The sequence below is a fragment of the Agrobacterium sp. 22-214-1 genome (genome assembly GCF_053522465.1).
This window is the reverse complement of the sequence record NZ_JBNWCK010000002.1, coordinates 433,081-458,266: the sequence shown is the minus strand read 5'-3', so window position 1 is coordinate 458,266 and position 25,186 is coordinate 433,081. Positions and strand designations below refer to the sequence as shown.

Here is a 25,186-nt window from a genome sequence, read left to right as displayed (position 1 = left end):
GACGCCTCTCGTGAGCAAGGAGAGGTTTATCTTTCGCGGGAAGTCATTCTTCTCAGCCAGCCACAGCCACAATGATCATGCTGCAACGCCGCCTGTCTATCTGGCAAGACCATTGCGAACATCTTCGCCACCAAGAAAGACATAGTTAAGGCTCGTGAGATCGCCGCCGAAACAATAAAAGAAGCTGGTCAGCTGAGTGGCAATGACATTTGATCAGCCCCCGGTGCCGACCGACCCTGAGGAAGGGGATTGCCATCAGGCGTGAAGCTCAAGCCGCCTGACGATTTCTTTCCGCAGAGCTCCCGGAGGTTCGAAAAGTGGAAAGCAACTGCGCCAGCTTCTCTGACTCTTGCGCAAGGCCGAAGCTCGCGGCATTCATCTCTTCGACCATGGCTGCGTTCTGTTGCGTCGCCTGGTCCATGTGGTTTACTGCCGAGTTGATCTCCTTCAACCCTGACGCCTGCTCCCTGGCGGCTATGCTGATCGCGTCCATATGTTGGTTGATCGCCTGGATGAGATCGACGATATCGGCCAGCCCTCCTCCTGTCTCCCTGACAAGTTTGACGCCTTCCGAAACGGCCGCTTCAGAGTTAGCGATAAGGGTCTTTATCTCCTTGGCTGCGTGCGCGGAACGTTGGGCGAGTTCGTGGACCTCCTGCGCTACGACGGCAAAGCCCTTGCCTGCCTCGCCGGCTCGGGCAGCTTCGACCCCGGCGTTCAAGGCAAGGAGATTGGTCTGGAAGGCGATCTCATCGATGACGCTGATGATCTGAATGATCTGCCTGGATGACTGCTCGATCCGTCCCATGGCCTCGACGGCGTTTCCGACCACTTCACCGGAATGATCGGCCTTTTTCCGTGCGCCCTGGACCAGATCGCGAGCCTCGGAAGTGCGGACGGACGCTGTCTGGACGTTCACTGTAATCTCTTCCAACGCAGCCACAGTTTCTTCCAGTGAGGCCGCCTGGCTCTCCGTTCGCTTCGCAAGATCGTTCGATGCGCCAGAGATTTCGCTGGAACCTCCATGAACGTTGCCGGACGAATCGGCAACAGCCATCAACACCTCCCTCAGTTGAGCAACGGACGAGTTGAAATCCATTCTCAGTGCTTCGAACTGGGGCGCGAGCTCCTCCTTGATCTCGCAAAGCATATCTCCCGACGCTAATTTTCTGAGCCCTTTGGCCAGCGCGCCGGTGGCGTTGTTAAGGCGGACTTCCGCTTCGGCCGCGGCGCGCTCTTCGATGGCCAGACGCTCGGCTTCCGCTCTGCGGCTGTTCTCTATCGCTTCTGCTTCAAGTTCGGCGTTTCGGATGGCGGCCTGCCGGAAAACCTCGACCGACCGCGCCATGCCGCCGATCTCGTCGGTCCTTTTTCCACCCGGAACGGTCACGTCGCGGTTCCCCTGCGCTAGGCTATTCATGCACCCAATTAGGTGGGTGATGGGGATGGTGACGCGCCGGATGACGATGAACATTCCGACGATCGTCATGGCGATCGCGCCCAGCAGGATGGCCAGGTATGACGCAACACCCACGAGAGCGGATTGCGCCAGGCTCTGTGCCTTTTCATCAAGAAGTTTCATCGCCACCAGGGCAACATCCGCAACGCTGGCCTGGCCCTTGCTGCTCGCAGGCAGCCAGTCCTTCAGGTCGACCATCGCGCTGCGACCGTCAGTGAGATCCACATGCATCGAGTTAACAAGGTCCCAAAGCGGACCCTTGAAATAGGTGTTTTCCGCCGTGTTGAAACTGTCCTTCAGAGAGCGGTCGGTCGTGGGATGATCGACAAGATTGCGAACTTGATCCCAGTTCGCGAAGGATCGGCCGTTCTGCATCATCAACGTTACAAGATCGTCTTGAGCGAGAGGCTGTTGAGTGGTAGCCGCCTTGTTCAGAACGATGGAAGCCGCACCAACGGCTGCGCGAGTAGCCCAAGCCCCGGCGCGGATCTGCAACAGATCGACAAGTTTGTTGTCTAGCGAGCGTATATTGCTCTCGGTGATGGCAGAGGCAATCTCAAGCTCTTTCAAGAATTCCTGGCCGAAGCTCGTATAGGCTTTACCAACAGCCTGATCCCGCTGAGCGAGCTCGGTAACGAACTGCGTATCGGCGCGTTTGCGGAGGGTTTCGTTTTCTCCCTAGAAATAGTTGATCTTCTTCAAGGAACCGGCGAGTTCGGCCGACTGTATCGCAGCTTCAGCCATTCTGAGAGCCGTCATTCCCTGATCGACCATTGCGCGATCGACCGGGACATCCTGAAGTCGGGCGCGTCGTTGCTCAAGCGTCGCCTCGAGAACCGTCACGCTGTGACCCCGCTCCAGACGGTAACCAAGAAGGATGTCAAAAACCGCGCGGTTGACGGCTGTATAGGCTGACACGGTGCTGTAGGTGCGGAAACTGGAATAGGAAGCGTTCAGCGCGCTGCCACAAAGTATACACAGTGCAAGGCTGAATAGTAAAAACACCATTGTGAGAACGTTCCTGATCGACAGCATGAATACCCCCCCAATTCGTCAGTGGTACAGCTTAGCTTCGAAACGATAAGACTGTGCTAACACGTTAGCCGAAGTATTCGCACACCGGTGGATCTCCGCCTGGCACTACCTCAAGGCACGGAGCATTCGGCGTCTAAACGTTGATGGGACCTAGCCACGTTGGGGTGTGGGCCTCGAAGAAATGGAGCTCGACGTATGGAGGTTCAGCTGATCTCCACTACCTGAGCGACGACACCAGATCGCAGCTCTGGAGCTTGAATCGCGAGTTGCGACTTAGTTTTCGAACGGAAGACATCCGGCTGCTGCGTTTGGTTTGCGTTGGCGGCTTTTATGAAACCAGGACATGATTTATCTCCAGCCGAAAGCCATTTTTCTCAGTCCCGGCCACATATGATCATGCGGACGCCGCCGCATATATAGCCGCAAGACGATTCCGAAAATCTTTGGCGCCGAGTAAACCTGCGGATATGAACGGTGCTGCTAAGTGAGGCGAACGTGGAACGACGGGGGCGTTTTTGATCGAATTTCGGCCAGGGACACATCGTGTGCCAACTCGATAAGGCATATCCCCGCTGTACCCTTTCGATCGATTTCGAAGACGCCGAGATCGGTGATAACCAGATCGGCAACCCGACGCCCTGTGAGCGGGAGCGTGCATTCCTCCAGAAGCTTGGGCACCCCACCAGCCTGATGTTCCATTAATACGATCACGCGCTTGACGCCGGCAACGAGATCCATGGCGCCACCCATGCCCTTCACCATCTTGCCCGGAATCATCCAATTGGCAAGATCGCCCCTTTCGGACACTTGCATTGCACCAAGGATAGACAGGTCGATATGACCGCCCCGGATCATTGCAAAGCTCTCAGCCGACGAAAAGTAACTACTGTTTGGGACCTCTGTGATGGTTTGTTTGCCGGCATTGATCAAATCGGCATCTTCTTCTCCATCGATGGGAAACGGCCCCATCCCAAGCATTCCGTTCTCGCTCTGGAGCGTCACCCGCACCCCTTGCGGTATGAAGTTTGCGACCAGTGTGGGTATACCGATCCCAAGATTCACGTAAAAGCCGTCTTTCAGTTCACGCGCGGCTCGCGCAGCCATCTGTTCGCGGGTCCACGCCATGTCAGGCAACCTCCTTGTGCGATTTGGGCCGAACGGTCCGTTGTTCGATCCGCTTTTCAGGATTCGGCACCTGCAGTACCCTCCGTACGTAGATGCCGGGTGTATGGACGCCGTCGGGATCAATAGTCCCCGCAGGCACAAGGTGCTCAACCTGCGCAATGGTCACTTTAGCCGCGGTCGCCATCACGGGATTGAAATTCCTCGCGGTTTTTCGATAGACGAGGTTACCTTCGGTATCCCCTTTGAACGCATGGATGATAGCGAGGTCCGCGGTCAGGCTGGTTTCCAAAATATACTCGGCATCGCCGAACATCCGCGTTTCCTTGCCTTCAGCAACAACCGTTCCAACGCCTGTCTTCGTGTAAAACCCAGGAATTCCGGCACCGCCTGCTCGAATCCGTTCGGCCAAGGTTCCTTGGGGGTTGAATTCGAGTTCGAGTGCGCCGGACAGGAACTGTGCGGCAAACAGCTTGTTCTCGCCGACATAGGAAGAAATCATCTTTCGGATTTGACCGCTTTCCAGCAAGATGCCGAGTCCGAAATTGTCGATGCCGGCATTGTTCGAGATAACTGTGAGGTCCTTCACGCCCGACTGACGTATTGCCTCGATAAGAACGGTGGGAATACCGCAGACACCGAAGCCGCCGGCCAGAATTGTCATTCCATCGAACAACGTATCGGCCAGAGCTTCCTGTGGATTTACAACGACTTTTTTCATCTCCCTCTCCGGATCTGGGCGGTACCTTTGCGAACGAAACAACGTCATAGCGGGTGGCTTGGGTCCGGCTCAGCGACCTCTCGGTCACCAAGCCGTCCCGGTCGGCCGGCAAATAGTCCGGCAGCCTGCGCGATGCGGGCCAGGCACCGGCCGAGCAAACACGTGGAATGCGGTCTGGCTTAATTAGAATGGATAGCCTTGCTTCGGATCTTCGATGGTGATCCACCGAAGATCCGTGAACTCTGAGATCGCGGCTTTGCCGCCGAACCGTCCCCAGCCTGATTCCTTGACGCCGCCGAAAGGCATCTGCGGCTCATCGGCAACTGTAGGTCCGTTGATATGGCAAATGCCGGATTTTATGCGCGCCGCGATTCTCAAGCCGGCCGTGACATCGTTCGTATAGAGCGAAGCGGCAAGACCATATGCAGTGTCGTTTGCGATTGCGACAGCTTCCTCCACATCCTTCACACGGATGATCGGTTTGACCGGTCCGAAGGACTCCTCGCTATATATGCGCATCGCCGGTGTGACATGATCGAGGACAGTCGCTTCGACCACGGCCCCATTCCGCCTGCCGCCAGCGACGATTTTGGCGCCCTTGTCCAAAGCGTCCGCAATGATTGCGTCCATCTTCAACGCAGCCTCGAGACTCACCAACGCCCCCAAAACATTCGGGCCATTGGGGTCACCCGCGGGCAGTTTATCGGCTTTCTCAGCTAGCGCCTTCGTGAACTGGTCAGCGATGCTTTCAACGACGATTATGCGCTCCGTCGACATGCATATCTGGCCCATGTTCATAAAAGCCCCGAACGCCGCCCCATTGACCGCAGCCTCGACATCCGCATCGTCAAGCACGATGAATGGGGCCTTGCCACCAAGTTCCAGCAAGCAAGGCTTGAGCTCCTCCGCGCACAGCTTTGCGATGATCCGGCCGACGCGCGTCGAACCCGTGAAATTCACTCTCTTCACCTCCGGCGCCCGAACAAGCGCTTCGACGACGCGGGCGGCATCCTCGGGAGCATTCGTTATGACATTCACGACACCTGCAGGAATTCCTGCATCATTCAGCACCTCACCGATCATCCGATGGGTTCGGGGGCACATCTCGGATGCCTTGAGAACCACCGTATTGCCGCAGGCCAAAGGCGTGGCGATTGCGCGCGTACCAAGAATGACCGGGGCATTCCAGGGAGCGATGCCAACACACACTCCAACTGCCTGGCGGACAGCCATTGCCATGCTGCCGGGCTTCTCGCTGGGAATGATTTCCCCGGTAATCTGGGTCGTCATTGATGCCGCCTCTCGCAGCATCTTCGCAGCAACGGCAACGTTGAAGGAGCCCCAAGGTCCAGTCGCACCCGTTTCCTCGGTGGTAGCCGCGATGAAATCACCGGAGCGCTGCTCCATAAGGTCCGCCGCCTTGAGAAGGAGCTTTCGTCGCTCATGCGGACCTTTTGCAGACCAAGCAGGAAAGGCCCCGTGTGCAGCGCGCACCACGGCGATCGCGTCTTCCGGTGAGCCGGCGGCTACAACTGAAGCGACCTCGTTATTATAGGGGTTAAGCCGCTGGAACGTCTTGTTTTGTGACGCGAGCACGCTGCTTCCGGAAATCAAAAGATCTACGTTCATGTCGTTTCTCCTCATTCGGCGACAAAGTGGTTTTCGATTGCACCGAGGCCGCTCACCTCCACTCGCACGACGTCCCCCGGCTTCATGAACGTTTCTGTCGCAATTCCCACGTTCGACGGCGTTCCGGTTGCGATGATATCGCCCGGTTCGAGGGTCATCACGGTTGAGAGGTAGGCGATCTGATCCCAGATGTTGTAGATCATGTCGCCAGTCGAGGTCCGCTGGCGCTCTTCACCATTGAGGGAGAGCGTAAGGGTCAAATTGTGAGGATCGGCGATCTCGTCGTCGGTGGTGATCCACGGGCCGATCGGACCGTGCGTGTCGAAGCTCTTGCCGAGCGTATAGGTGGGCGAGCGGAACTGCCAGTCACGCGCCGTGACGTCGTTCGCGACGAAATAGCCTGCAATAACGGACCGGGCGTCCTCGCGGCTGACATGCCGGCACCGTCTTCCGATGACGAAACCCAGTTCGGCCTCGTAATCGACTTTTTCGGAGACGTTCGGGATCACAATGTCGTCGAAGGGCCCATTGATGCAGGTGACCTGCTTGTTGAACCAGAGCTGCGACTTCGGCGTCGCGATCCCTGCGGCGGCAGCCTCCTCCGCATGAGCCTTGTAGTTCATCCCGATGGCCAGAAACTTGCGGGGATCATCGATCGGCGCAAGCAAACGTACTTCGGATAGCTGGAAACAGGGCGCATTCACGGACTGAATGGCAGATCGCAGTTCGTGCAACCTTTCGATCAAGAGCTTCATGGAGCCATTCAGGTCTGGCGCGACATTCGTGAGATCGAAGACATAGTCGCCTTCGACCCTCCCGAGCCTGGTTTTTCCTTCGACCGCAAATCTGGCGAGTTTCATATCTTTTTCCTGTTTACTCTGTCGCCGGTTCGACCGGCCGGATGCTGTTTACGGATACACCGATGCCAGGGCCCGAAAAGGCGACCATCTCGGTTCTGACGATTTCGAGACATGGGAGGTCTGCAATGGTGTTGACGATGTGAAAGGTCGTCGGGAGCTGCTCGAACGTGGCGCGGTGCCAATTGAAGCTGCCGTTGGCCCTCCACCGCTTGAAGTCGTAGCCCTCGAAACTGATGGCGTCGGGACGCCCTTCGCCTGGCCGCGGCGCCGGTGTGGTGACATAGGCGACGTCGGCGCCACCCCCCTTGCGCGGGTTCGTGCGGGGCACATATTTATAGTACATGGCCGCGCCACCGCCCGAACCGGGCAGGCTCGGGGGGGCATCATCCTCCACCATATCCGTGAGCGCGATATCGAAGAACTTGAAGCCGAACCAGGACGTCTCGCATGAAGCCGTACCCTTTTCGCGGTCCCAGGCAATTTCGGGCATGTCGCAAAAGAGTTTCGGGAAGCCCATCTCGTCGCGGCCGGTCAGGATCGCCTCAGGTTGGCCCTCCCAGATCACCGGGCAGAAAGAGCCATCAAGGGTCTCGGTTTTACCCTGATAAGTAACCGGAAAATCAAGCGACAGAATTCCGTAACCTCGACCGGCAAGCCAGTAGAGGTTCTTGAACCAGGCGCAGGAAACGCTGAGCAGTGGTTCGCCTCGCAAGCTCATGCCAGGCGGAAGAAGAGCCGCCAGCTTCTCGGGGTCGGTGCGATAGGTGATCGCCATCCACTCCGCATTCATCGTGCCGGTTTCTTCCAGTGACCACATGCCGCCGCCGGGCCTTTGGCGGGGACCTACCGCCGGCCCGAAAACGACAGGCATTCGGTAGCGATGATCGGGGTTTGGTGTGAAGCCCATGTTTTGATCTCCTTGAAAGCGTCTAGGCAGCAAATGTCACGTTGTCCCGGCCTGCTGGATCACGCGCGTGGACAGACGGGCCCGGGCGAACAGCGCCACGGTCACGCAGGCGACCACGGCGGCCGTTAGGCCAATGGCATGGTAGCCGATCACATCCGACAGGACGCCACCCAGGAGAGGCGCGATCGCAGAGCCCGCCATCGTCATTGCAGGCGTAGCGGCCGCAGCCCGAGCGGAGGGATCGACCTTGGCGAGGAAGCCAAACAGAAATGTGTGGGTGAAGATCATAACCGCAGCGAAGAAGAGCGACGGCACTGCATACAGCAGGAAATCGTTCGACCCGGTGATGAGAACGGAAAGAAGAGCCTGAACGGCGGCGCCGGCAATGCCAACTACAAGCGGCGGTAACCGCTTCTGGAGCGCGGCGGCGATCAATGCCGGGAACATATTGACGATCCCGATCGACAGGAGGACTGTCTGAACCTCTCCCTCGCCGTAGCCCCTCGCCATGCCGATCCTTTCCACATAGGAAAAGGTCAGGGCCTGGACGAAGTTCATCAGCATCACTCCAATGGTTACAAGCCAAGCGGCGGCAGGGATGCGAGCGGCCGTATAGTGCTGGACTTCCGTCCCCGCCTGCTGCCTGGGGAAGAATATCGACGTCACGAGCGCCGCCGTTCCCATGATCGCGGCAAGGATCATAAAAAAGGTTGGAGGCCCGCTTTGGGCGATGACCGCTGGCGCGGTCCCGAGAAATACGAGCGCGAAGACGCCGAATCCGGCCGAGCCGAGCGCAAAGATCCGCAAAGGATTGGCCGTCCGTCCCATTGTTCCATGCGTTGACGAAAGCGCCGCTCCCGTGGCCATACCGGCAAGGGCATGCAGGACGAGGAACGTTCCGAACCCCGGCGGAAGCTGTGACATCAAAACGAAGCAGACTGCACTTGCGCCGTAGCCACCCGGCGCCAGCAAATGGCCGGCGAGTTTGTGGAACATTCGCGCTACTCCGAGGCTTGCCAGCACGACGCCGAGCAGGAATGCGGTAACCAGTCCGCCCGCATGCGTGTTCCCGAACCCGAAGCCGGCCGAGAGCGTCCCCACCCAGACTGGCAAGGCCGCAAGATCGATCATCCCGGCGATATGCCCAAATATCAGTGCGACGGTGGCGCTATGCGACTTCATTGAGAACATGCTCTCTTCCCCCCAACATGCCTTCAACGGTCTCAAGCAAGGTATCGATCTCATCGGTATTGGCAGCGGTGCCGAAAGCGTAAAAATCCGGTCGCGCGAGGTAGGCGACAGCACCACGGCTATCGAGCCAGTGAGTGAGGCGCCCGTTGATATCCCGCCAGCCGGCTTCGCCGAGAAAGATTTGGCGGATGCCAAGTCTTTCCAGTCGCCCGTCATCGACCGCAATGCGTGTGACCAAGACCAAATCCCGGCCGACCAGATCATCGAGACGAACCCGAATATTGCCGCGCGCCAGATCGTCATGCGGGAGAAGTTCACCGGCGCCGCCGATGGGCTTACCATCACCGTCTCGCGCTATGATGCCACCGGACAACGGCGGGAAAGCCGGCGGTGGCGGCAGGTTTCCGGCAAAAAAGGCCTCATCCCTGCGGCGAGCTGCTTCGGGATCGGGGACGCAGATCACCTGTCCCATCGCCATCGAGATTCTGATGACGGCGTCCACATGGGGAGAACGCTCGGCTTCGTAGGTGTCGAGCAGGTTTTCTGGCGCGGAACCGTCGAGGACCCGGTTGAGCTTCCAACCGAGATTCCAAACATCGCGCAATCCGGCGCACATGCCTTGCCCCATGAAGGGTGGCATGAGATGGGCGGCATCACCGGCAATCAGCATCCGGCCCTTCCGCCAGCCACCCGCAAGCAGCGAGCGGAATCGATAGCTCGCGCTGCGGATGAGCTCGCCGTCTTCTTGTGAAAGCCATGGGGATAAAAGTTCCCAAACCCTGTCGGGTTCGCACATCTGCGTGGGCGTTTCGTCGGAGCGAAGCATGAATTCCCAGCGCCTGTTGCGCAAACCGCTTGGCACGATCGTGGTGGGGCGTGCCGGGTTGCACCACTGAGCCGCATTGGGAATGGAGAGCTTGTCCGGATCGTGTGGCCTGACGTCGACGACGAGCCAGGATTCGTCGAACCCATGGTCGATAACGGATACATCCATCATCTTGCGTACGAAGCTGTTGGCTCCGTCGCAGCCAACCAGATAGCGGCCGGTCAGCATTCGTGTTTCTGAATGATCGATGGTCAGGGTCTGCGCGTCGAATCGGGCCAGCTCGACCTCAATATGATCATCTGCGTCGTGTGCTGCGACGGCCTCCATGCCGAGGTGATAGGAGATCCCGTCGCGGTGCAGAAGATCCTCGTGAAGGATCTGTTCAAGGTCGGGCTGGTTGAACGTATATCCGGTCGGGCCGCCGGAGATCGATTCTCGGGTCTCGTCGATATCGATCAACGCTTTCCAGTCTTCATTGTACCAGACGTAATGACCCATCTCCCGGGAGATGGCGGCGACTTCACTGGATATGCCAAGAGCGTGGAAAATGCGCTTTATCTCGTGGTCGTAGCCGATCGCACGCGGCAACGGATAGGCCTGCGGCCAGCGCTCCACGACCGCCACAGTGTGCCCGACGTCGACAAGCTGCCGGGCAAGTACCTTGCCTGTCGGTCCATAGCCGATAATGATGACATCGTATTCTGTCATGACTTTCCTCCCTCAACCGCACATGAACAACCGGCGACCGCTTCTGAAATCCAGACGCTCAGAAATCCGGGTCGAAGGCGATGCCCGGACGCAGGAACTCCGGTGTGGGAGGTGTGCCCCACAGATTGAGCCAGCGACCGGCCAGACCTTCGGAAATGTCCCAGGTGCGTGGCTCGTAGGTTGCGTCATTATCGATGCGGTCCAGCTCAATCGAATTTTCGACCAGGCAGCCATGCGGGTCGGCGTAGTAGGTGAAGATGTTGCCGCCGGCGCCGTGCCGACCCGGGCCCCAGACCAGCGCCCTGTCCTTAAGGGTGAGATTGTCGGCGATTGCCGCCAGATCCTCGAGCGAGTGGAGATCGAAGGCGTAATGGTGAAGGCCGCTCTCCCCCGGCCCCATGGCGATGGTGTGGTGAAACCCGTCCTCGGCTCGATACCAACGCAGGCCATCTTCCCCGGTCTGGTCCGACAGCTTCATGCCAAGCACCTTCTCGCAAAACTCGCCGAAGGCCTGGGTATCCGGCGCAAATGAGTTGATATGTTCGATGCGGCGGGGCCGTGCACCGGGCGTCGAATAGTTATAACGACGTGGCTGATTGCGAGCGATCGGCGTATGCACCTCGAAGATACTACCTCCCGGCGCGATCAGGCGAACGGCCTTATCGTAGTGCTTGCCGAGCGGTGTGTCGTCGAGCACGGTGAGTCCATCGGACAGGGCTCTCCGCTTGACTTCGTCGACCGCATCTGGACTGACGGCCTCCAGCCCGCAGGCAATCGCCTTGCCGTCGCCCTTGACGTAGGTCACCTCGTGATGCCGGTCGTTGCTTGAGAGATAAACCCTGTCACCTTCCTGCTCGGTGATGCGAAGACCGACGACGTCACAAAGGTCCTTCGCAGCGCCGACCGGATCGGGCGAAGAGATGACCACATGTCCCATCTGTCGAATTAGGTATGTCATTCCGGTTCCTTCTCTTGAATGAATGAATTTTTTCCCGTGGTGCTTCTTCGCGTTCGAGTCTGCAAAACAACCCTCCCCGCACCCTGCTGTGCGGAGACCACAAACTTGTCGAAGATGTTCGAAGCATGCAGGTTCTGCCTGCATGTAGCCGGGTCGCGAGCCTTGCGGCTCGCTGCTCGGAATTGTGTCGGGCCTCAGGTCGCCGTGTTCAGTACCTTTCTGACGGAGGGACGCTCGCCGATGCGCTTTAAATAAGCGACGATTGCCGGCCAGGCCGAGAGATCAAGTTCGGCTCTCTTCGCCCAGCCCAGCACCACAAACGCGTAGGCGTCGGCGATCGTGAACGCTTCCCCGGCCAGATAAGGGCTACTGGCGAGACGAGTGTCGATGACACCTAAAACCCGGGGCAGGAAGGTCGTTTTCGTCAAGTCGCGATATTCCACCGGCGTGTTGGGCCGATTGAGCGGCGAGAAGGTCTTGTGCAACTCGGTTGCGATGTAGTTCGTCCATTCGAGCACACGATAGCGGTTGAAATCGCCCGGTGGCGGCAAAAGCCCGGAAGCCGGTGCCTGGTCGGCGACATACTGCATGATCACCGCGCCTTCGGTAAGGACCTCGCCGCTGTCGAGAACGAGCGCCGGAACCTGTCCTTTGGGATTGACGTCCAGATAGCTCATTCCGTCCCGCAGGTTCTTGGTCTGCAGATCGACGTCCACGAGATCGACCGGAATGGCTACCTCCTCCAGAACGATCCGTGATGCGGTCGAGCAGGTTCCGGGGACTTGGTAAAGCTTCATATGTTGGTACTCCCAATCGAGGCTGTTGTGCGTGGTATCAATGCTTGGGGGGTGCGATCTTGTTCACACTGCTCCAGTGCTCGGAAAGCCTATCGCCACGAACGCGGAAGGCATCGAAAATGAAATAATCGTAGGTTTTGCCGCTGCCGTCCGGTTCCGGTTGAGGCAAACAGGCAGCGACAACAACCATGTCTCCCTCGGCGACGACGAATGCCGGAGGAATAAGCATCTCCGCGGGTTCTGGCACCGGCCCGTTCGGGAAAATCGTCCTCACGAAACCTTCGAGCCCAGACAGACCGCTGGGTATATGGTCGCAGTGCTGGCGGTAGTCCTCAGTCACGAAGTCCTTCACAGCATCAGGGTTCTGACCATCGAAGACCCGACGATAGAATTCCCGAACCAGATGCTTGTTGCGTTCCAGCTGTTCTTTGTTTTCATGTTCCATGACATTGTCCTTTGTGGTCAGCAACGACGTCCTCACGGCCGGCGCAACGGGGAGAGTCCAAGGCCGCCGCTGATGTCGAAGGCAAGGGTGGCATAGAAGACAAAGCCGTCTTTCTGTCGGCCGGAGGAATAATCTGCGAGCACAGACGTGTTGGGGTTGACGATATAGGCGGCGCCGAGATCGAGAACACCGTGCTCGAAAAGTCCAACGCTTCCATGGACGTCGAACATGAACGTATCCCGCGGCTGCTTTTCATCTATGCCGGAAAAGAACAGCCGCGCATTCCTCTCGTATTCCGCTCGCTTTTCGCTCAGCCCGATGTAATGAATCGACGCGCCAATCGTGGCGACCGGATTTTCTGCCCAGAAGCCCGAATATTCGATCCCCGCATAGGCCTCCCAAGGATAGGCCTGACCATCGCCGAAGGTGTGAAACAATCCGCCATAGAGCGCGATGTTCTCCGGAACGGGCCCAGCGCCCGGCGCGCTCCAGACGACTTTACGGACCTGTCCGTAGACGCCGGTCGTGCCTTCGTGTTCGACGATGGTGGGTGCCGGCCCAAAGGTCGGGTTGCCCCAGCCAGAATTGTAGAGAGCATCCTCATAACGCGTCGAGCGATAATAGGCACCAAGCTCAAATTTCAATGGATTCGGATTATCAAAAAACGACTCCTGGTGTGTGAGGTTCGCGATCGCAATTACGCCCTCGGCATCACCCTTGCCCCAGTCCCAGCCATTTCCCTCCTGCCAGTTGTCTGGATTGTCCTCAACGATCCCGAAACCGATCGCGGTATTGGGCGTGAAATGATAGCCTGCGCGCGCACCCCAAACCGAAAGCGCTTCCCCCGGCATATTGAGAGTTGTTGCCAGCGTCGAGTTCAGACATCCGAGCCCCCCGCAAAAACCCCGCGTCATGAAGTCTTGTCCGAGTCCCATTCTGCCCGCCTCGATCTGAAGCCGGTCATCAAGGAGATCGGCTTCGACCGTCAGGCGCGTCAGATCAGTCCGTGAATCCACAACGGGTACCGGAAAAAACGCGTTCGACAGATCGAAGAGATAATTGTCGGTGTTGTATGATGGGTAGTTGATTGTTTCGACCCATTTGATCCTCAGGTCAGGCGTCAGGTTACCCGTGGCCCCGAAGACGAACATTCCGTAATTTGCGGAAGATCCTCCCTCGAATCCAAAAGATGGTGCGTTCTGGTAGATGTCCACATAATCGAGGTGAATATCGATGCCACTGTCGTGGAGCCATTTGCCGGCGTCCGACAATGGTCCGACGAATATGGGTTCCTGGGCGCTGCCGATCGGATTAACTGGCGGAACCGCGATGGCAAGACCATCGTCGTCTGCACAAGCGACAGCTGCAGTCATAAGAACAATCGAGGCGGCACAACCAAGTCGAATGCGCATTTTCCCCTCCCACATGTCGATAAATTCTCTCATCGGCCTGCTCCCCCGGCACGATCTCCCTCAATGCTCATCGGCCTGGGCGGCGAGGCCAGCAGCACCGAGAGCGCGCCAACGACGCAAAGGCCGATAATGATGTTGAACATCAGCGCATAAGATCCGGTCCGGTCAAAAATCGCTCCGGCGCCAGCCGCTCCCGATGCCGCGCATAGCGTGGAAACCGGCATCATCGAACCGAACATCGACGGGAAGGATTCTCGCCCGAAGTAGTTTCCCAGAAGTGCCATGATGCAGACCTGCGAAGCACCGTAACCGATCCCCGCAGGCACGGCGTAAAGCAGTATCCCAGCAAAGCCCTCCGGATGGCTCAGCAGAAAGAAGCCAAGCGTGACGAGCACCATGCTAACTGCAGCGATGATTGCCGGTGACATGCGGTCCCCCAGAAAACCAGCCGTCATATTGCCGATGAAGGAAGCGACGATTGTGATGGCCATGGCCATAGCCGCGTCCGCCGACGAATAGCCGATGTCCTGGAGATGGACTACGCCGTGCGCCATCAGGAAAACCCAAGCCACGCCGGCGACGCTCATGTAGGCAAGGATAAGCCAGTATGCCCTGCTTCTGACCGCCTCTTTCAGGGGCCAGTGGATCTGGCTCTTGAAAACAGCAGTCTCCCCCCTCGTCTGAACGGTCGTTGGGTTCTCAGCTACAAGCCGCTCAACATCGCGTTCGATCAGGGCGAACCGGGCGGTAAGCAAGGCGACGGCGGCGAGGCCTGCGATCACCCACCAGCCGAGGCGCCAGTTATTGTCCGAGACCGCCAGAAGGCGGTCAAGGGCCGGCGGCGACAGGAACCCACCAAACTCGATGGCCGAAAGCACGACCGAGACTGCCAGGGCGCGGCGGACATGAAACCACCGCGCAATAGCCGCTTGCGCAGGCAGCATGCCGGCAACGCATACGCCGGTCCCGACGACCACTCCGAACGCGATGACATACTGCCAGCCGGTGTTGACTACTGACGCCATTGCAACGGACCCGATAAGCAGGACGAAACAGCCGAACGTAACGGTGCGTTGATATCCGAACTTTTGAATGAATATCGCCACGACCGGCCCCTGGAAGCCCATCATCATAACGAACAGTCCGAATCCCAAACCAAAGACTGAACGATCGAGATCGAGATCTGCGATCATGCGGGCGTTAATTACGGCGATGCCAGCGCTTGGCACCGCCACCACCAAAAGCACGACCAGCCAAAGTGCGCCGAGAACCCTCCAGGCGTCCGCGCTGTATTCAAATCCACGCGCCGCAGGCGGCCTGCCGACCGCGCGCGCTCCTACTCCCTGTTCCAAAACTCACTCCTCCCGAGTTGCTGCTTGCGCGGCCTCCTACCGCACAAGCGCCGAATTTATGCGACCGATGCGGGTGCCGACCGGTCTGGAAGACCGCCCGCGAACATCGGAAATGGTTCAATCCCCATAAGTTGCCTCCCGAAAATTTCTGCCGTCGGGTCGAGACGAACCGCACCATGCAGCAGAGCGACGCGCACATCGCGGGCAAATCGCTGCACTGGATTGTTTTCGCTCGCGGTCGCCGACCCGATGCTGATTTGAAGCATGCTGAGGACGGCATCGAGGGAGTTCGTCGCGTAGACGGACTCCATCATCATTGCCTGTTCCTGGCCGTTGGTGATTTCGATGCCTTCGAGTGCGTGGCGATCGAGAATGTCGGCGCTGCGGTAGGCAACCGCCTCCGCCATCTTGATCATGGCGTAGGCCTTGGCCGCGCAGACCTGCGTCGAGGCCATTTCCGCAACTTTTGCATAAGGCAAATTGAAGGGTTGCTGCTTCTTGGCCATCTCGACGTAGCACTCGAATGCGCCCCGAGCCATCCCAAGCACAATCGCCATGTGAGTGAGGTTGGTGAGAAGCATGAGGCCACGCGCATCGAATTTGCTGGCGAGGCCATTATAGCGACGGCGCGTTTCATCCATCCTCATCGGGAAATCACGCATGTCCATGAAGCGTCGATCGGGAACGAATTGCTCTTCTTCTACCGTGAGACTGTTCGATGAGGTCGCCTTCATTCCCATCACATGCCAGTTGTCGACGATCTCGACCTGGTTTGCTTGAAGGATGGCCATTGCACGGCTCATCTGTCCCGGGGCACGCTCGTAATCGACGCCAACGGCAATCCATTTTGCATGCTTGCAGCCGCTGCCGAAGTGCCATGAGCCACGGAGCATCCAGCCCCCGTCGACGCGGCGGGCGGAGCCAACCTTGGTCGCAAAGATTGAGGCTCCCGCGGCAAGCGGTCCGACCCAATTCTGCCCTTCGCCGAAGATCTCGCGGACCGCATCGTCCGGAAAGGAGATAATATTGCGCAGGCCACCCGCCACGAACACGATCCAGCCCGCGGCACCATCGCCGCGACCGATTTCGCTGACAATCTCGACCACGTCACGCGCTCCGAGTGCATAACCCCCGAAATCCGTCGGCAGCGTAAGACGAAATGCGCCGATATCGTTAAGCGCGTGCAGGCTTTCCCGACTCAGGGCGCCGAGCTTCTCACCCTCCAACCCATTCTTGCGCAACAGGGGAACGAGATCAGCGGCTTTTTCCCGAACGCCGCGTCCGATCTCACTGGAGTAAGGCGATTCAAGCACGTTCGTGGGCGACTCCCTAAACAGCTTCAAGTTCATGTCCACGCTGAAATTCCTTATTTTTTGGAGCTGATGGTGCCCTGTGTTCACGGGGCGGCAAAGGGGACACATGAATGAAAGTCCCGGCGAAACCACGCCACCGGCGCGCTGACTTCATCATTGATCAAGGTGGCAAGAACCCTGCCGATCAGGAGTTGGTGATCTCCGATAGTCTGTGTACTGTCCAAGGAGCATTCGATGGACGCATCGAACCCTGGAAGGAGAGGAACTCCGTTCTGAGATAGTGTGCATGCCAACCCTTCGAACTTGTCATGCGCGTCGGATGCAAACCGGAGGGCGAGCTCGCGGTTGGGCTCGGAAACGATGTGAGCAGCAAATTTCCTCGAGTGCAAAATCGCCTGTAGCGTCTTTGACTTTTGCGCGAGGCCGAAGACGACCAAAGGTGGGTCAAACGATAGCGAACTGAAGGAGCTGACAGTCGCGCCCGTGAGTTGATCTTCTGCAATACTTGTGACGATCACCACTCCGGACGGGAGACGACCAAAGACGTCCTTCAACGCGTTCCGGCTCGGGTAAGCTTGTACCTGTGGCGAACAAGGAAGTGGCGGCGCAGCAGTAACAGCATTAAATTTCATCGATACCTCCCATATCGTTTAGAGGTATCTTAGATCTAAATTATCTTGTGTCAAGGGTCCTGGATGATTAGTGTTGGACGCGGCTACGCGTGGACCCCTTTGCGCATCATGCCTGGCTTTGGTAAGTAGTGGCTAAGCCCATGGGATTGGATTTCAACATGTTAGACAGCAGCGATCGCCTTGTATCTCAGACCCAAAAGGTGTTCGATGAACTCGTTCGACAGTGGGAGATTGATTTTCCCGGTGAAGACAGCTCTCCGATAGCGATCGCAATGAGAATACGGCACCTTTATCAGCTGGATCAGGAATCTCTTCAGGCAATTCTCACGCCTTTTGGTCTCGGAGTGGGTGATATCGATGTCCTGACCCACCTTGCTCAACGTCCAGAGGGTCGCCCGATTCGGCCGAGTGATCTTGCTGAACTCTGCATGGTGACGACAGGCGCCATCACGGGGCGGTTAACCAAACTGGAGCAGCGAAATTACCTTAAGCGCGTACCGCATCCTTCAGATAAGCGAACGATATACGTTGAAATCACGAAGGCAGGTCGGGAGCTTTTGAGCAGGACGAGGGAAGAAGTTGCAAGGTCATCTCATCTGCTCCAGGGCATTCGTGTTCTCGACATCTCAGAACGGCGCGATCTGGTTGCAACCCTGACAAAGTTGATTTCTCTTCTGCCTTCCTGACCAGATACCGCCTTTTGTCGTGACGCCCGGCTCAAAAGATCGGCGCGTTCTTCCATACCGTGCCGACCATCGCCTGATTGTAACCGTCCGCGTAAACAGCGCGCATATAGTTGGTATTGAAGGGATCGAGCATTGAATAGGGGATCTGTTTGTCGATCCATGCGATCCTCAATCGACTGCCGGTTCTTTGGCTATGGTTATAGAGGGCAAGCAAAGCCTGTTTGGTCTGAGATTTAACCATCGTTGCGTAGGACCGTCCGGCCACCGAGATCGTCGAATTCTTCGTCTCGGCGAACTCCGGCATCAGGGCGTTGTTCACGATCACGTAGATGTCTGGATTGCGCTTGTTAAGCGGCGCCTGTCTGCCCGGCGAGGCGAGCACAGCGTCGGGCAAGCCAAAGAACTGCATCGATGAGCCGCCGTCGGAATGCAACTCCTCGATCTGCCGGGACCCGGATTTGGACTTGATTGTCACCGCCGGAAAGACGCCCGGTATGCTGGCGGAGGCGATCAGGACATCCCGAAAAAGCCCGAGCGCATCCGGCCGGCCGCTGTTTGCAATAGCGCCCATGTTCCAGACCACACCGCGCTGCGAATCGAGATTGGTCGTAAGAACGAACAGCCGTCGTCCCCGGCGGTGCTCGGCTGCAATCTTTTGCAGGATATCGCTCGTTATGTAGTCGGAGACCATCTGCCGCAAGCGCTCCCCCTTGAGGATGCTCGTCCCCAAAAGGCCGGTACCCATCCACCTCATATCCACGAGCTCTCTCGCCTGGCCACCAGTGTAAAGATCGGCGAGCGCCTTGTCGTATGCGGGACCGAGAAATGCATAAGGTGCTATCAGCGCACCTGTACTGACACCTGTGACAACGTCGAATACTGGCCGTGTATGTTGATTGCTCCAGGCGGACAGAACGCCAACCGTAAATGCTCCTCCAGAACCTCCACCCGAAACGCAGAGAACGTTGAGGTTCTTGTCGGTCGTGCGGGGCAACCATTGTGTCTCGTCTCCAATGCTGCCCTCGGGAGCATCGGCATAAGCACGAATGTTATCGAAACCATCGACTTCGGCAACCGCCGCTTCGCTGGCGGAATAGACAGCCCGGGTTGTCGTCACGCAGCCGTACACAGGCATGCAGATAGCGATGACAAGGATAAAGGGAAGCACGCTGGTCCGTGGCTTGCTCATTTTTCGCGTAACTGAACGGGAAAGCGAGCCATCAACACGTGCCAACTCGGCCAAAGCTGACAGCGTCAAACGCTTAAATGCGAACCATCTGAAGGCGAAACGTGGATCCATTCGGCATCCTTGCTGAAAACTGCGATAGCACTCAATGATCCGTCCCGATGTATTCGGAATAGAGAACGCCGTTGCTGCCAGATCGGTCAGAGTGTCGATCCATCTCCTTTGATGGCGACAAATTGTGGTCTCTGACGGTGGCGATCCGGTCCAATTGAGCCGTTCGAAGCAATGATCGTGCCTGGCCTAACGCAATTCATGCTCTTATCTCCCAGCCGGTTAGCCAGATTCTGCAGGCATAGGCTATGCCTTTTCCTTCTGCTTGCCGCGGAATGGCCGCTTGAGGAGGTCAAGGAAGTCGTCGACGAAGGTGAAGATGACCGGGATAACGAGCAGGCTAAGGAATGTGGAGGTCAGCAGCCCACCGATCACGACGATCGCCATGGGTTGGCGGAAGCTCGCATCGCCGCCAGTGAGGCTGAGTGCAACGGGTAGCATGCCGCATCCCATGGCGATGGTGGTCATGATGATGGGCCGCGCCCGCTTGTGGCAGGCGTCCACCAGAGCATCGAACCGCTCCATACCGCCGCGCCGTGCCATAATGGCGTATTCGACCAGCAGGATGGAGTTCTTCGTCACCACGCCCATCAGCATGAGCAGTCCGATCACCGCCGGCATGGAGAAACTCGTGCCGGTGACGATGAGCGGCAGAAGTGCTCCACCGAGCGACAATGGCAATGCCATGAGGATGGTGAGGGGTTGCAGGAAATCGTGGAAGAGAAGCACCAGCACGGCATAGATGCAGAACACACCGATAGCCATGGCAATACCGAAGCTTTCAAACAATTCAGAACTGCGCTGCAGTTCGCCCTGTTCGACAAGGTGGACGCCCTGTGGAAGGTTCTTCAGCGCAGGCAGTTCTTGGGCTTCACGGTTGACGTCACCAAGGATCCGGCCGTTGAGTTCGACCGAGAGCGTGACGTTGCGCGATCGATCGATGCGATTGATCTCCGACGGGCTGCCGCCGATGCCGATCGCGGCGATGGAACCGAGATCTACGCTGTCGTTCGCGCCGCTGACGCGGAGATTGGCGATGTCGTCCAGCGTCGTTCGGTTGTCGGGATCGAGCCGCACGCGGATCGATACCTGCCGCTGTGGCAGATTGAGCTTTGCCATTGACGAGGAATAGTCACCATTGGTCGCGACGCGGACCGCTTCGGAGATCGCTTCCGATGTGACACCAAGTGCGGCTGCCCGGGTAAAATCAGGAACGATCTGGATTTCTGGCGCCTGGAGTGAGGCACTGGAGGTAACGGCGCCGATGCCCTTAAGCGTGCGCAACTGCTCCTCAAGCGCGTTGCCCGCCTGATCGAGGGCATTGGAGTCGTCACTGGCAAGCGTGATCTCAAGCGTCGTTCCATTGCCGCCCGTTCCGACTTCGACCCTCACACCGGGCAACGCCGCGAGCGCCTGCCGGATGTCATTTTCGATCTGGGACTGCTTGCGGTCGCGATCGCCGATCGATGTCAAATCAACGACAAGGGTTGCCGAGGTGACGTCATTTGTTGTTGAGGACTCCAGGCCGCCCCCCGAGGAGGCGCTGCCGACGGCTGCGAACACGTGGGTCACGTCCGACATTTTTGCGATAATGTCCGCGGCCTGGCGCGTCACAGCGTCTGTCTGCTCGATGGTGCTCCCCGGTTGCAGTGTGAGCGTTACCTTCGTCTGTGCGTCGTCGGAGGCCGGCAGGAATCCCGATTTGAGAAGAGGGATTGCCGATAATGAAAGTCCGAGGAAGACGGAGACACCGAGAACCGTAAGCTTCCGGTGGCTGAGGCAGGCTTTCATGATGGCCATATAGGTGCGCATGATGCGTCCGTCCTTCTCCTCAGTCGGATGCGCCTTCATCATGTAGGCGGCCATCATTGGTGTCAGCAGGCGCGCGACCAGCAGCGAAGCCAGCACCGCGACGGCTGCGGTGACACCGAACTGGCGGAAGATGAGGCCGGGAATACCGCTCATGAAGGCGGTCGGCAGGAACACGGCGACGAGCGTAAAGGTCGTGGCGATGACGGCAAGGCCGATCTCGTCGGCGGCCTCAAGTGCCGCGTCCATTGGCGATTTTCCCATGTTGAGGTGGCGCGCGATGTTCTCGACTTCCACGATGGCGTCATCGACGAGGATGCCGACCACCAGGGAAAGGGCGAGAAGCGTTACGGTGTTCAGGCTGAAATCCGCGAAATACATCGCCAGAAAAGTCGGGATAACCGACAGGGGCAGCGCCACCGCGGACAAGAAGGTTGCTCGCCAGTCGCGCAGGAACAGCCAGACCACGACGACGGCGAGAATCGCGCCTTCGTAGAGCATGTGCATGGAGCCGTCGTAATTCTCGATGATCGGCCCGACCGTACTGTAGGCCTCTACGATCTCCACATCGGGATTGGCGGCCGCGAACGTCTTCATCGCGGCCTGGATGTCGGCTGCGACGCCCGTGTCCGAAAAGCCGTTCGAGCGCTTGACCTGCACGCCTATCACCGGCTGCCCATTGAGATAGGCAAGCGACGAGCGATCGGAGAAGCTGTCCGTCACGGTGCCAATTTCATCGAGACGCACCAATTCGCCGCTCGGCAGCGGGATCGCGAGCGCCTTAAGCTCCTCGACCGAGGCGACGGCGCCGAGAGTCCTGATCGTTTGCCTGCTACCACCGATCTCGCCGCGTCCGCCCGAACTGTCCGCCTGAACGGATTTGAGACGGGACGAAACCGTCGCGGCCGTAATTCCCAGCGATCCCATGAGCTGCGGGTTCAAATCGACATGCACTTCGCGGTCGATCCCCCCAACTCGGCTTACCTCGCCTACACCGGATACGGAAAGCAGGGCCTTTGTCATGTCGTTGTCGACAAACCAGGAAAGTTCCGTCTCGTTGAGCCGGGTCGAGCGGACGGAGTAGGTGAGCAGCGGTGAACTTTGGACTGTGACCTTGGTGACGCTCGGCGACTCCATGTCGGCCGGCAGATCCGTCGTGCTGTCGACTGCGTTACGGACCTCGTTGAGAGCCTCCTCGCTGTCCTTTTCCAGTTCGAAAGACACGCTGATCGACACGGACCCGTCCGTGATTGTCGTGGTGATATGGTCGAGCAGGCTAAGCGAGGCGAGATTGTCCTCGATCTTGCGGGCGACCTCGGTCTCCAGTTGCGTCGGAGCCGCGCCCTCGAGCGTCGCGGTGATCTTCACCGTTGGCAGGTCCATGTCTGGAAAGTTCTGGACGGCGAGCCGCTCGAAGGCGAGCAGACCGCCGACGGTCAGCAGAACAAAAAGCAGAATGGATGGAACGGGATTGCGGATCGACCAGGCGGAGAAGTTCATTGCGCTTCTCCTTCAACCCGTACCAGCGCTTTATCCGAGAGGAAGGCGCCACCGGATTTCACAACCGAGGTTGATCGATCGATGCCGGACAGAACCTCCACCTCGCCACCATTGCGGCGTCCGGTCTCGACACGCACGCGAGAGGCGCGCCGATCCTTATCGACCGTAAAGACATAGTTGATGCCGTCGCGGAACACGAGCGCGGTCTCGGGCACCGTGAGGGCGCTGGTCGACTGCAGCTCGATCTGTCCGGTGACATAGATGCCGACCGGAGGATGATCCTCCGGTGGCAGCGTGACATAAATGATCGCGCGGCCCGTATCGGTGCTGACCGTCGGTCCGACCAGCCTTACCTTCCCCTCGATGCGCCTGCCGCCAGGGCCGGCAATCGCTGCAGCAAGGCCCTCCTTGATGTGAGGGTAATATCGGGCTGAGACCTCGGCTTGCCATTCAACGCGTTGCTGACGGACGAGCCGGAACAGCTCTGTTCCTGAGGAGACCACTGCGCCAAGCTGCGCGGAGCGGGAGGTGATCAGCCCGTCATCGATCGCGACGATCTTGGTCTGACTGACCTTGATCTTCTGGCTGTCCAGCGCGGCTTCGGCGGACTTGAGGCTCGCCTCGGCGGTCTGCTCGGCGATCAGGTATTCAGTGACCTTCTCGTCCGAAAGCGCGCCGCTGCCACGAACCTGCCGCGCGCGGTCGGCATTCGCCTTCGCTTTGGCGAGGTCTGCCTTGGCGGTCTCGACCGACGCCTCCTCTTTGCGCAAATCCGCAAGTACGGTTTCGTCCGCCAGTTGAACAAGCGCCTGACCCTTCGCGACCACCGAGCCGACATCGACGAGAACATCGGTGATGCGAAGCCCACTGATTTCTGATGCGATGATAGCCTCGTGCCATGGCTTCAGCCAGCCGCTCGCCGGCACGGTCTCCGCCCACTGGCGCTCAGACGGCTTCACGACGGCTACGGTGAGGGCCGCAGCTTCTTCTTGCTGCGCGAGCGAAGATTGACCGGAAAAGGCAAGGCTTGCCCCCGCGAAGAGAGCAACAAAAAACGGGGCTGTTCGCATCAGAGAGAATTTCCTTGTGATTTCGTCTGGCGCTGTGCCGGGGTAACGGGATCGGCGTTCCAGCCTCCACCGAGCGCCTTGTAGAGGGCAATCCAGTAGCGCACCGCGTCGCGCCGGATTTCGATGAGCGAAATCTCTGCCGATTGCGCAGAGCGCCGGGCTTCCTCCCGGTCGAGCAGGCTGACACCACCCGCCCGCCAGTTGGCATCAACCGAATTGAAATAGGTCCTGTAGTTGCGCGCCGCGCTGCCGGCGTCACCGATCCGTCTACGGGTGCTGTCCACCCGAACAAGCGCAGTCTCGACTTCGGCGACCGCGCTCAGCACGCCTGACTTGTAGTTGGCGACCGCCGTATCGTAATCGGCGATAGCGCTTGTGACGGCGGCGTGACGCGATCCACCGTCGAAAAGCGGAATCGTTAGCGCCGGACCGAAGGACCAGGGCAGCGATTCGCCCGTCAGGGTCGAACTGCTGATCGTGAGCGAGCCATCAAGACTTAGGCTCGGATAAAGATCGGCCTTCGCCGCTCCGACATCAGCGATGGAAGCGGCAAGCTCCAGTTCGAGCGCGCCGATGTCCGGACGCTGCCGCAACGCTTCTGCCGGCACGGCCGCGAGCTTGAAGTTCTTCGGCGTCGGAATGTCTGTCTTGCCCTTCGCCAACAGTTGCCGGACCCGTGCCTCGTCAGTGCCGGTGACCTGGGCGAGCGATTTCACCAGCACCGCGCATTCGGCCTGTTGCGCCGTCAGCGTCGATGAGGATGAAGCAGCACTTGCCCGTGCTAATGCAAGGTCGGCGGCGGAGGTGAAGCCCGATGTCGCGGCGGTCTCCGTCGCCCGTATCGTTTCGCGCTGTGAGGCGAGTTCGACGCTGTAGGCGCTCTCGAGCTGCCGGCAGGCCCGGTACTGTACATAATAGTCGGCGACCTCGGCGGCGAGTGATACCCGGGTGTCGTGCCAGTTGGCGATCTGCTCTTGGACCCGGAGTTGAGCCGCTTCGCTCTTTTGCCGCGTCTTGCCGAACAGGTCGATCTCCCAGGAGGCATCAAGGCCGCCGCTCGATGTCGTCGCAGCGGCGACGCGGTTGGTGGCGTCGCCATCGGTGGCGGAACGCGCGACGGAGGCCGAGCCGTCCATACTCGGAAACAGGCTCGACCGTGCGGAAGCCAATGTCGCGCGCGCCTTGTCGATGTCGGCGGCGGCCGAGGCAAGGCTCGGATTCTGCTCCTGGGCGTAGCCGATGAGAGAAGTCAGCGAAGGATCGTTGAAGGTTGACCACCACGACACGAGGGTGGATGTCTTGCCGCCATGCGGCACGGTCGCATGCCAGACACTTGCGATCTTGACGTCGGCTGGTTGAAGCTCCACGAATGTCGCGCAACCGGACAGGAGCAGGCAGAGCGTGACCGCCAAAGGCGGATTGGATCTTTTTCTGAATACAATTTTCATTGACCTGCC

General features: G+C 58.7%; 21 protein-coding genes. 1 reads left to right on the top strand and 20 read right to left on the bottom strand.

Annotated features, from left to right (window positions below):
* Nucleotides 1-268: 268 nt before the first annotated feature.
* The 16 genes from ACQZ5G_RS11910 to ACQZ5G_RS11835 all read right to left on the bottom strand — a co-directional run bounded on the left by ACQZ5G_RS11910 (nt 269) and on the right by ACQZ5G_RS11835 (nt 17,367).
* A complete protein-coding gene (locus ACQZ5G_RS11910) occupies nt 269-2,029 on the bottom strand; it encodes a methyl-accepting chemotaxis protein (RefSeq protein WP_448738208.1) in 1,761 nt (586 codons plus the stop codon).
* Between the two features lie 108 nt (nt 2,030-2,137).
* Nucleotides 2,138-2,494: a hypothetical protein gene (locus tag ACQZ5G_RS11905; RefSeq protein WP_448738209.1), complete on the bottom strand. Its 357-nt coding sequence runs from the start codon at nt 2,492-2,494 to the stop codon at nt 2,138-2,140.
* Between the two features lie 480 nt (nt 2,495-2,974).
* On the bottom strand, nt 2,975-3,619 hold the full coding sequence (locus ACQZ5G_RS11900) for a 3-oxoacid CoA-transferase subunit B (RefSeq protein WP_448738210.1): 645 nt from the start codon (nt 3,617-3,619) through the stop codon (nt 2,975-2,977).
* A 1-nt stretch (nt 3,620) separates the two neighbouring features.
* Complete coding sequence (locus ACQZ5G_RS11895) at nt 3,621-4,337, bottom strand: CoA transferase subunit A (protein ID WP_149622422.1); 717 nt, start codon at nt 4,335-4,337, stop codon at nt 3,621-3,623.
* A gap of 183 nt (nt 4,338-4,520) precedes the next feature.
* On the bottom strand, nt 4,521-5,966 hold the full coding sequence (locus ACQZ5G_RS11890) for an aldehyde dehydrogenase (RefSeq protein WP_448738211.1): 1,446 nt from the start codon (nt 5,964-5,966) through the stop codon (nt 4,521-4,523).
* An 11-nt stretch (nt 5,967-5,977) separates the two neighbouring features.
* Nucleotides 5,978-6,826 carry a fumarylacetoacetate hydrolase family protein gene (locus ACQZ5G_RS11885; RefSeq protein ID WP_448738212.1) on the bottom strand — a complete coding sequence of 283 codons (849 nt, stop codon included), beginning with the start codon at nt 6,824-6,826 and terminating at the stop codon, nt 5,978-5,980.
* A gap of 13 nt (nt 6,827-6,839) precedes the next feature.
* Nucleotides 6,840-7,733: an acetoacetate decarboxylase family protein gene (locus ACQZ5G_RS11880; protein ID WP_153315413.1), complete on the bottom strand. Its 894-nt coding sequence runs from the start codon at nt 7,731-7,733 to the stop codon at nt 6,840-6,842.
* A gap of 36 nt (nt 7,734-7,769) precedes the next feature.
* Nucleotides 7,770-8,924 (bottom strand): MFS transporter, encoded by a 1,155-nt coding sequence (locus tag ACQZ5G_RS11875; RefSeq protein ID WP_448738213.1) that lies wholly within the window; start codon nt 8,922-8,924, stop codon nt 7,770-7,772.
* Complete coding sequence (gene mhpA / locus ACQZ5G_RS11870) at nt 8,902-10,458, bottom strand: bifunctional 3-(3-hydroxy-phenyl)propionate/3-hydroxycinnamic acid hydroxylase MhpA (protein WP_448738214.1); 1,557 nt, start codon at nt 10,456-10,458, stop codon at nt 8,902-8,904. The genes ACQZ5G_RS11875 and mhpA overlap by 23 nt, the downstream gene beginning before the upstream one ends.
* 58 nt (nt 10,459-10,516) lie before the next feature.
* On the bottom strand, nt 10,517-11,416 hold the full coding sequence (locus ACQZ5G_RS11865; protein WP_149622417.1) for a VOC family protein: 900 nt from the start codon (nt 11,414-11,416) through the stop codon (nt 10,517-10,519).
* A 194-nt stretch (nt 11,417-11,610) separates the two neighbouring features.
* Nucleotides 11,611-12,213 carry a glutathione transferase GstA gene (gene gstA / locus ACQZ5G_RS11860; protein ID WP_448738215.1) on the bottom strand — a complete coding sequence of 201 codons (603 nt, stop codon included), beginning with the start codon at nt 12,211-12,213 and terminating at the stop codon, nt 11,611-11,613.
* Between the two features lie 37 nt (nt 12,214-12,250).
* The gene (locus ACQZ5G_RS11855) at nt 12,251-12,658 is read right to left on the bottom strand and encodes a nuclear transport factor 2 family protein (RefSeq protein ID WP_149622415.1); all 408 of its coding nucleotides are present in this window, start codon (nt 12,656-12,658) and stop codon (nt 12,251-12,253) included.
* A 32-nt stretch (nt 12,659-12,690) separates the two neighbouring features.
* The gene (locus ACQZ5G_RS11850) at nt 12,691-14,103 is read right to left on the bottom strand and encodes a carbohydrate porin (RefSeq protein ID WP_448738216.1); all 1,413 of its coding nucleotides are present in this window, start codon (nt 14,101-14,103) and stop codon (nt 12,691-12,693) included.
* Nucleotides 14,100-15,422, bottom strand: a complete 1,323-nt coding sequence (locus ACQZ5G_RS11845; protein WP_448738217.1) for an MFS transporter — start codon at nt 15,420-15,422, stop codon at nt 14,100-14,102. Before ACQZ5G_RS11845 ends, ACQZ5G_RS11850 begins: the two co-directional genes overlap by 4 nt.
* Before the next feature lie 56 nt (nt 15,423-15,478).
* On the bottom strand, nt 15,479-16,771 hold the full coding sequence (locus tag ACQZ5G_RS11840) for an acyl-CoA dehydrogenase family protein (protein WP_448738268.1): 1,293 nt from the start codon (nt 16,769-16,771) through the stop codon (nt 15,479-15,481).
* Nucleotides 16,772-16,818: 47 nt separating this feature from the next.
* Nucleotides 16,819-17,367: a flavin reductase family protein gene (locus ACQZ5G_RS11835; protein ID WP_448738218.1), complete on the bottom strand. Its 549-nt coding sequence runs from the start codon at nt 17,365-17,367 to the stop codon at nt 16,819-16,821.
* 158 nt (nt 17,368-17,525) lie between these two features.
* On the opposite strand from ACQZ5G_RS11835, the gene ACQZ5G_RS11830 reads away from it, so the two are divergent.
* On the top strand, nt 17,526-18,053 hold the full coding sequence (locus ACQZ5G_RS11830; protein WP_149622412.1) for a MarR family winged helix-turn-helix transcriptional regulator: 528 nt from the start codon (nt 17,526-17,528) through the stop codon (nt 18,051-18,053).
* Between the two features lie 31 nt (nt 18,054-18,084).
* Here the strand turns inward: ACQZ5G_RS11830 and ACQZ5G_RS11825 are convergent, their stop codons facing one another.
* From ACQZ5G_RS11825 to ACQZ5G_RS11810, 4 genes are all read right to left on the bottom strand, one after another.
* Nucleotides 18,085-19,353, bottom strand: coding sequence for a patatin-like phospholipase family protein (locus ACQZ5G_RS11825; RefSeq protein WP_448738219.1), 1,269 nt, complete (start codon nt 19,351-19,353; stop codon nt 18,085-18,087).
* Nucleotides 19,354-19,596: 243 nt separating this feature from the next.
* Nucleotides 19,597-22,659: an efflux RND transporter permease subunit gene (locus ACQZ5G_RS11820; protein ID WP_448738220.1), complete on the bottom strand. Its 3,063-nt coding sequence runs from the start codon at nt 22,657-22,659 to the stop codon at nt 19,597-19,599.
* Nucleotides 22,656-23,729 carry an efflux RND transporter periplasmic adaptor subunit gene (locus tag ACQZ5G_RS11815; protein ID WP_149622411.1) on the bottom strand — a complete coding sequence of 358 codons (1,074 nt, stop codon included), beginning with the start codon at nt 23,727-23,729 and terminating at the stop codon, nt 22,656-22,658. The genes ACQZ5G_RS11820 and ACQZ5G_RS11815 overlap by 4 nt, the downstream gene beginning before the upstream one ends.
* Nucleotides 23,729-25,177: an efflux transporter outer membrane subunit gene (locus tag ACQZ5G_RS11810; protein WP_448738221.1), complete on the bottom strand. Its 1,449-nt coding sequence runs from the start codon at nt 25,175-25,177 to the stop codon at nt 23,729-23,731. The genes ACQZ5G_RS11815 and ACQZ5G_RS11810 overlap by 1 nt, the downstream gene beginning before the upstream one ends.
* Nucleotides 25,178-25,186 lie beyond the last annotated feature (9 nt).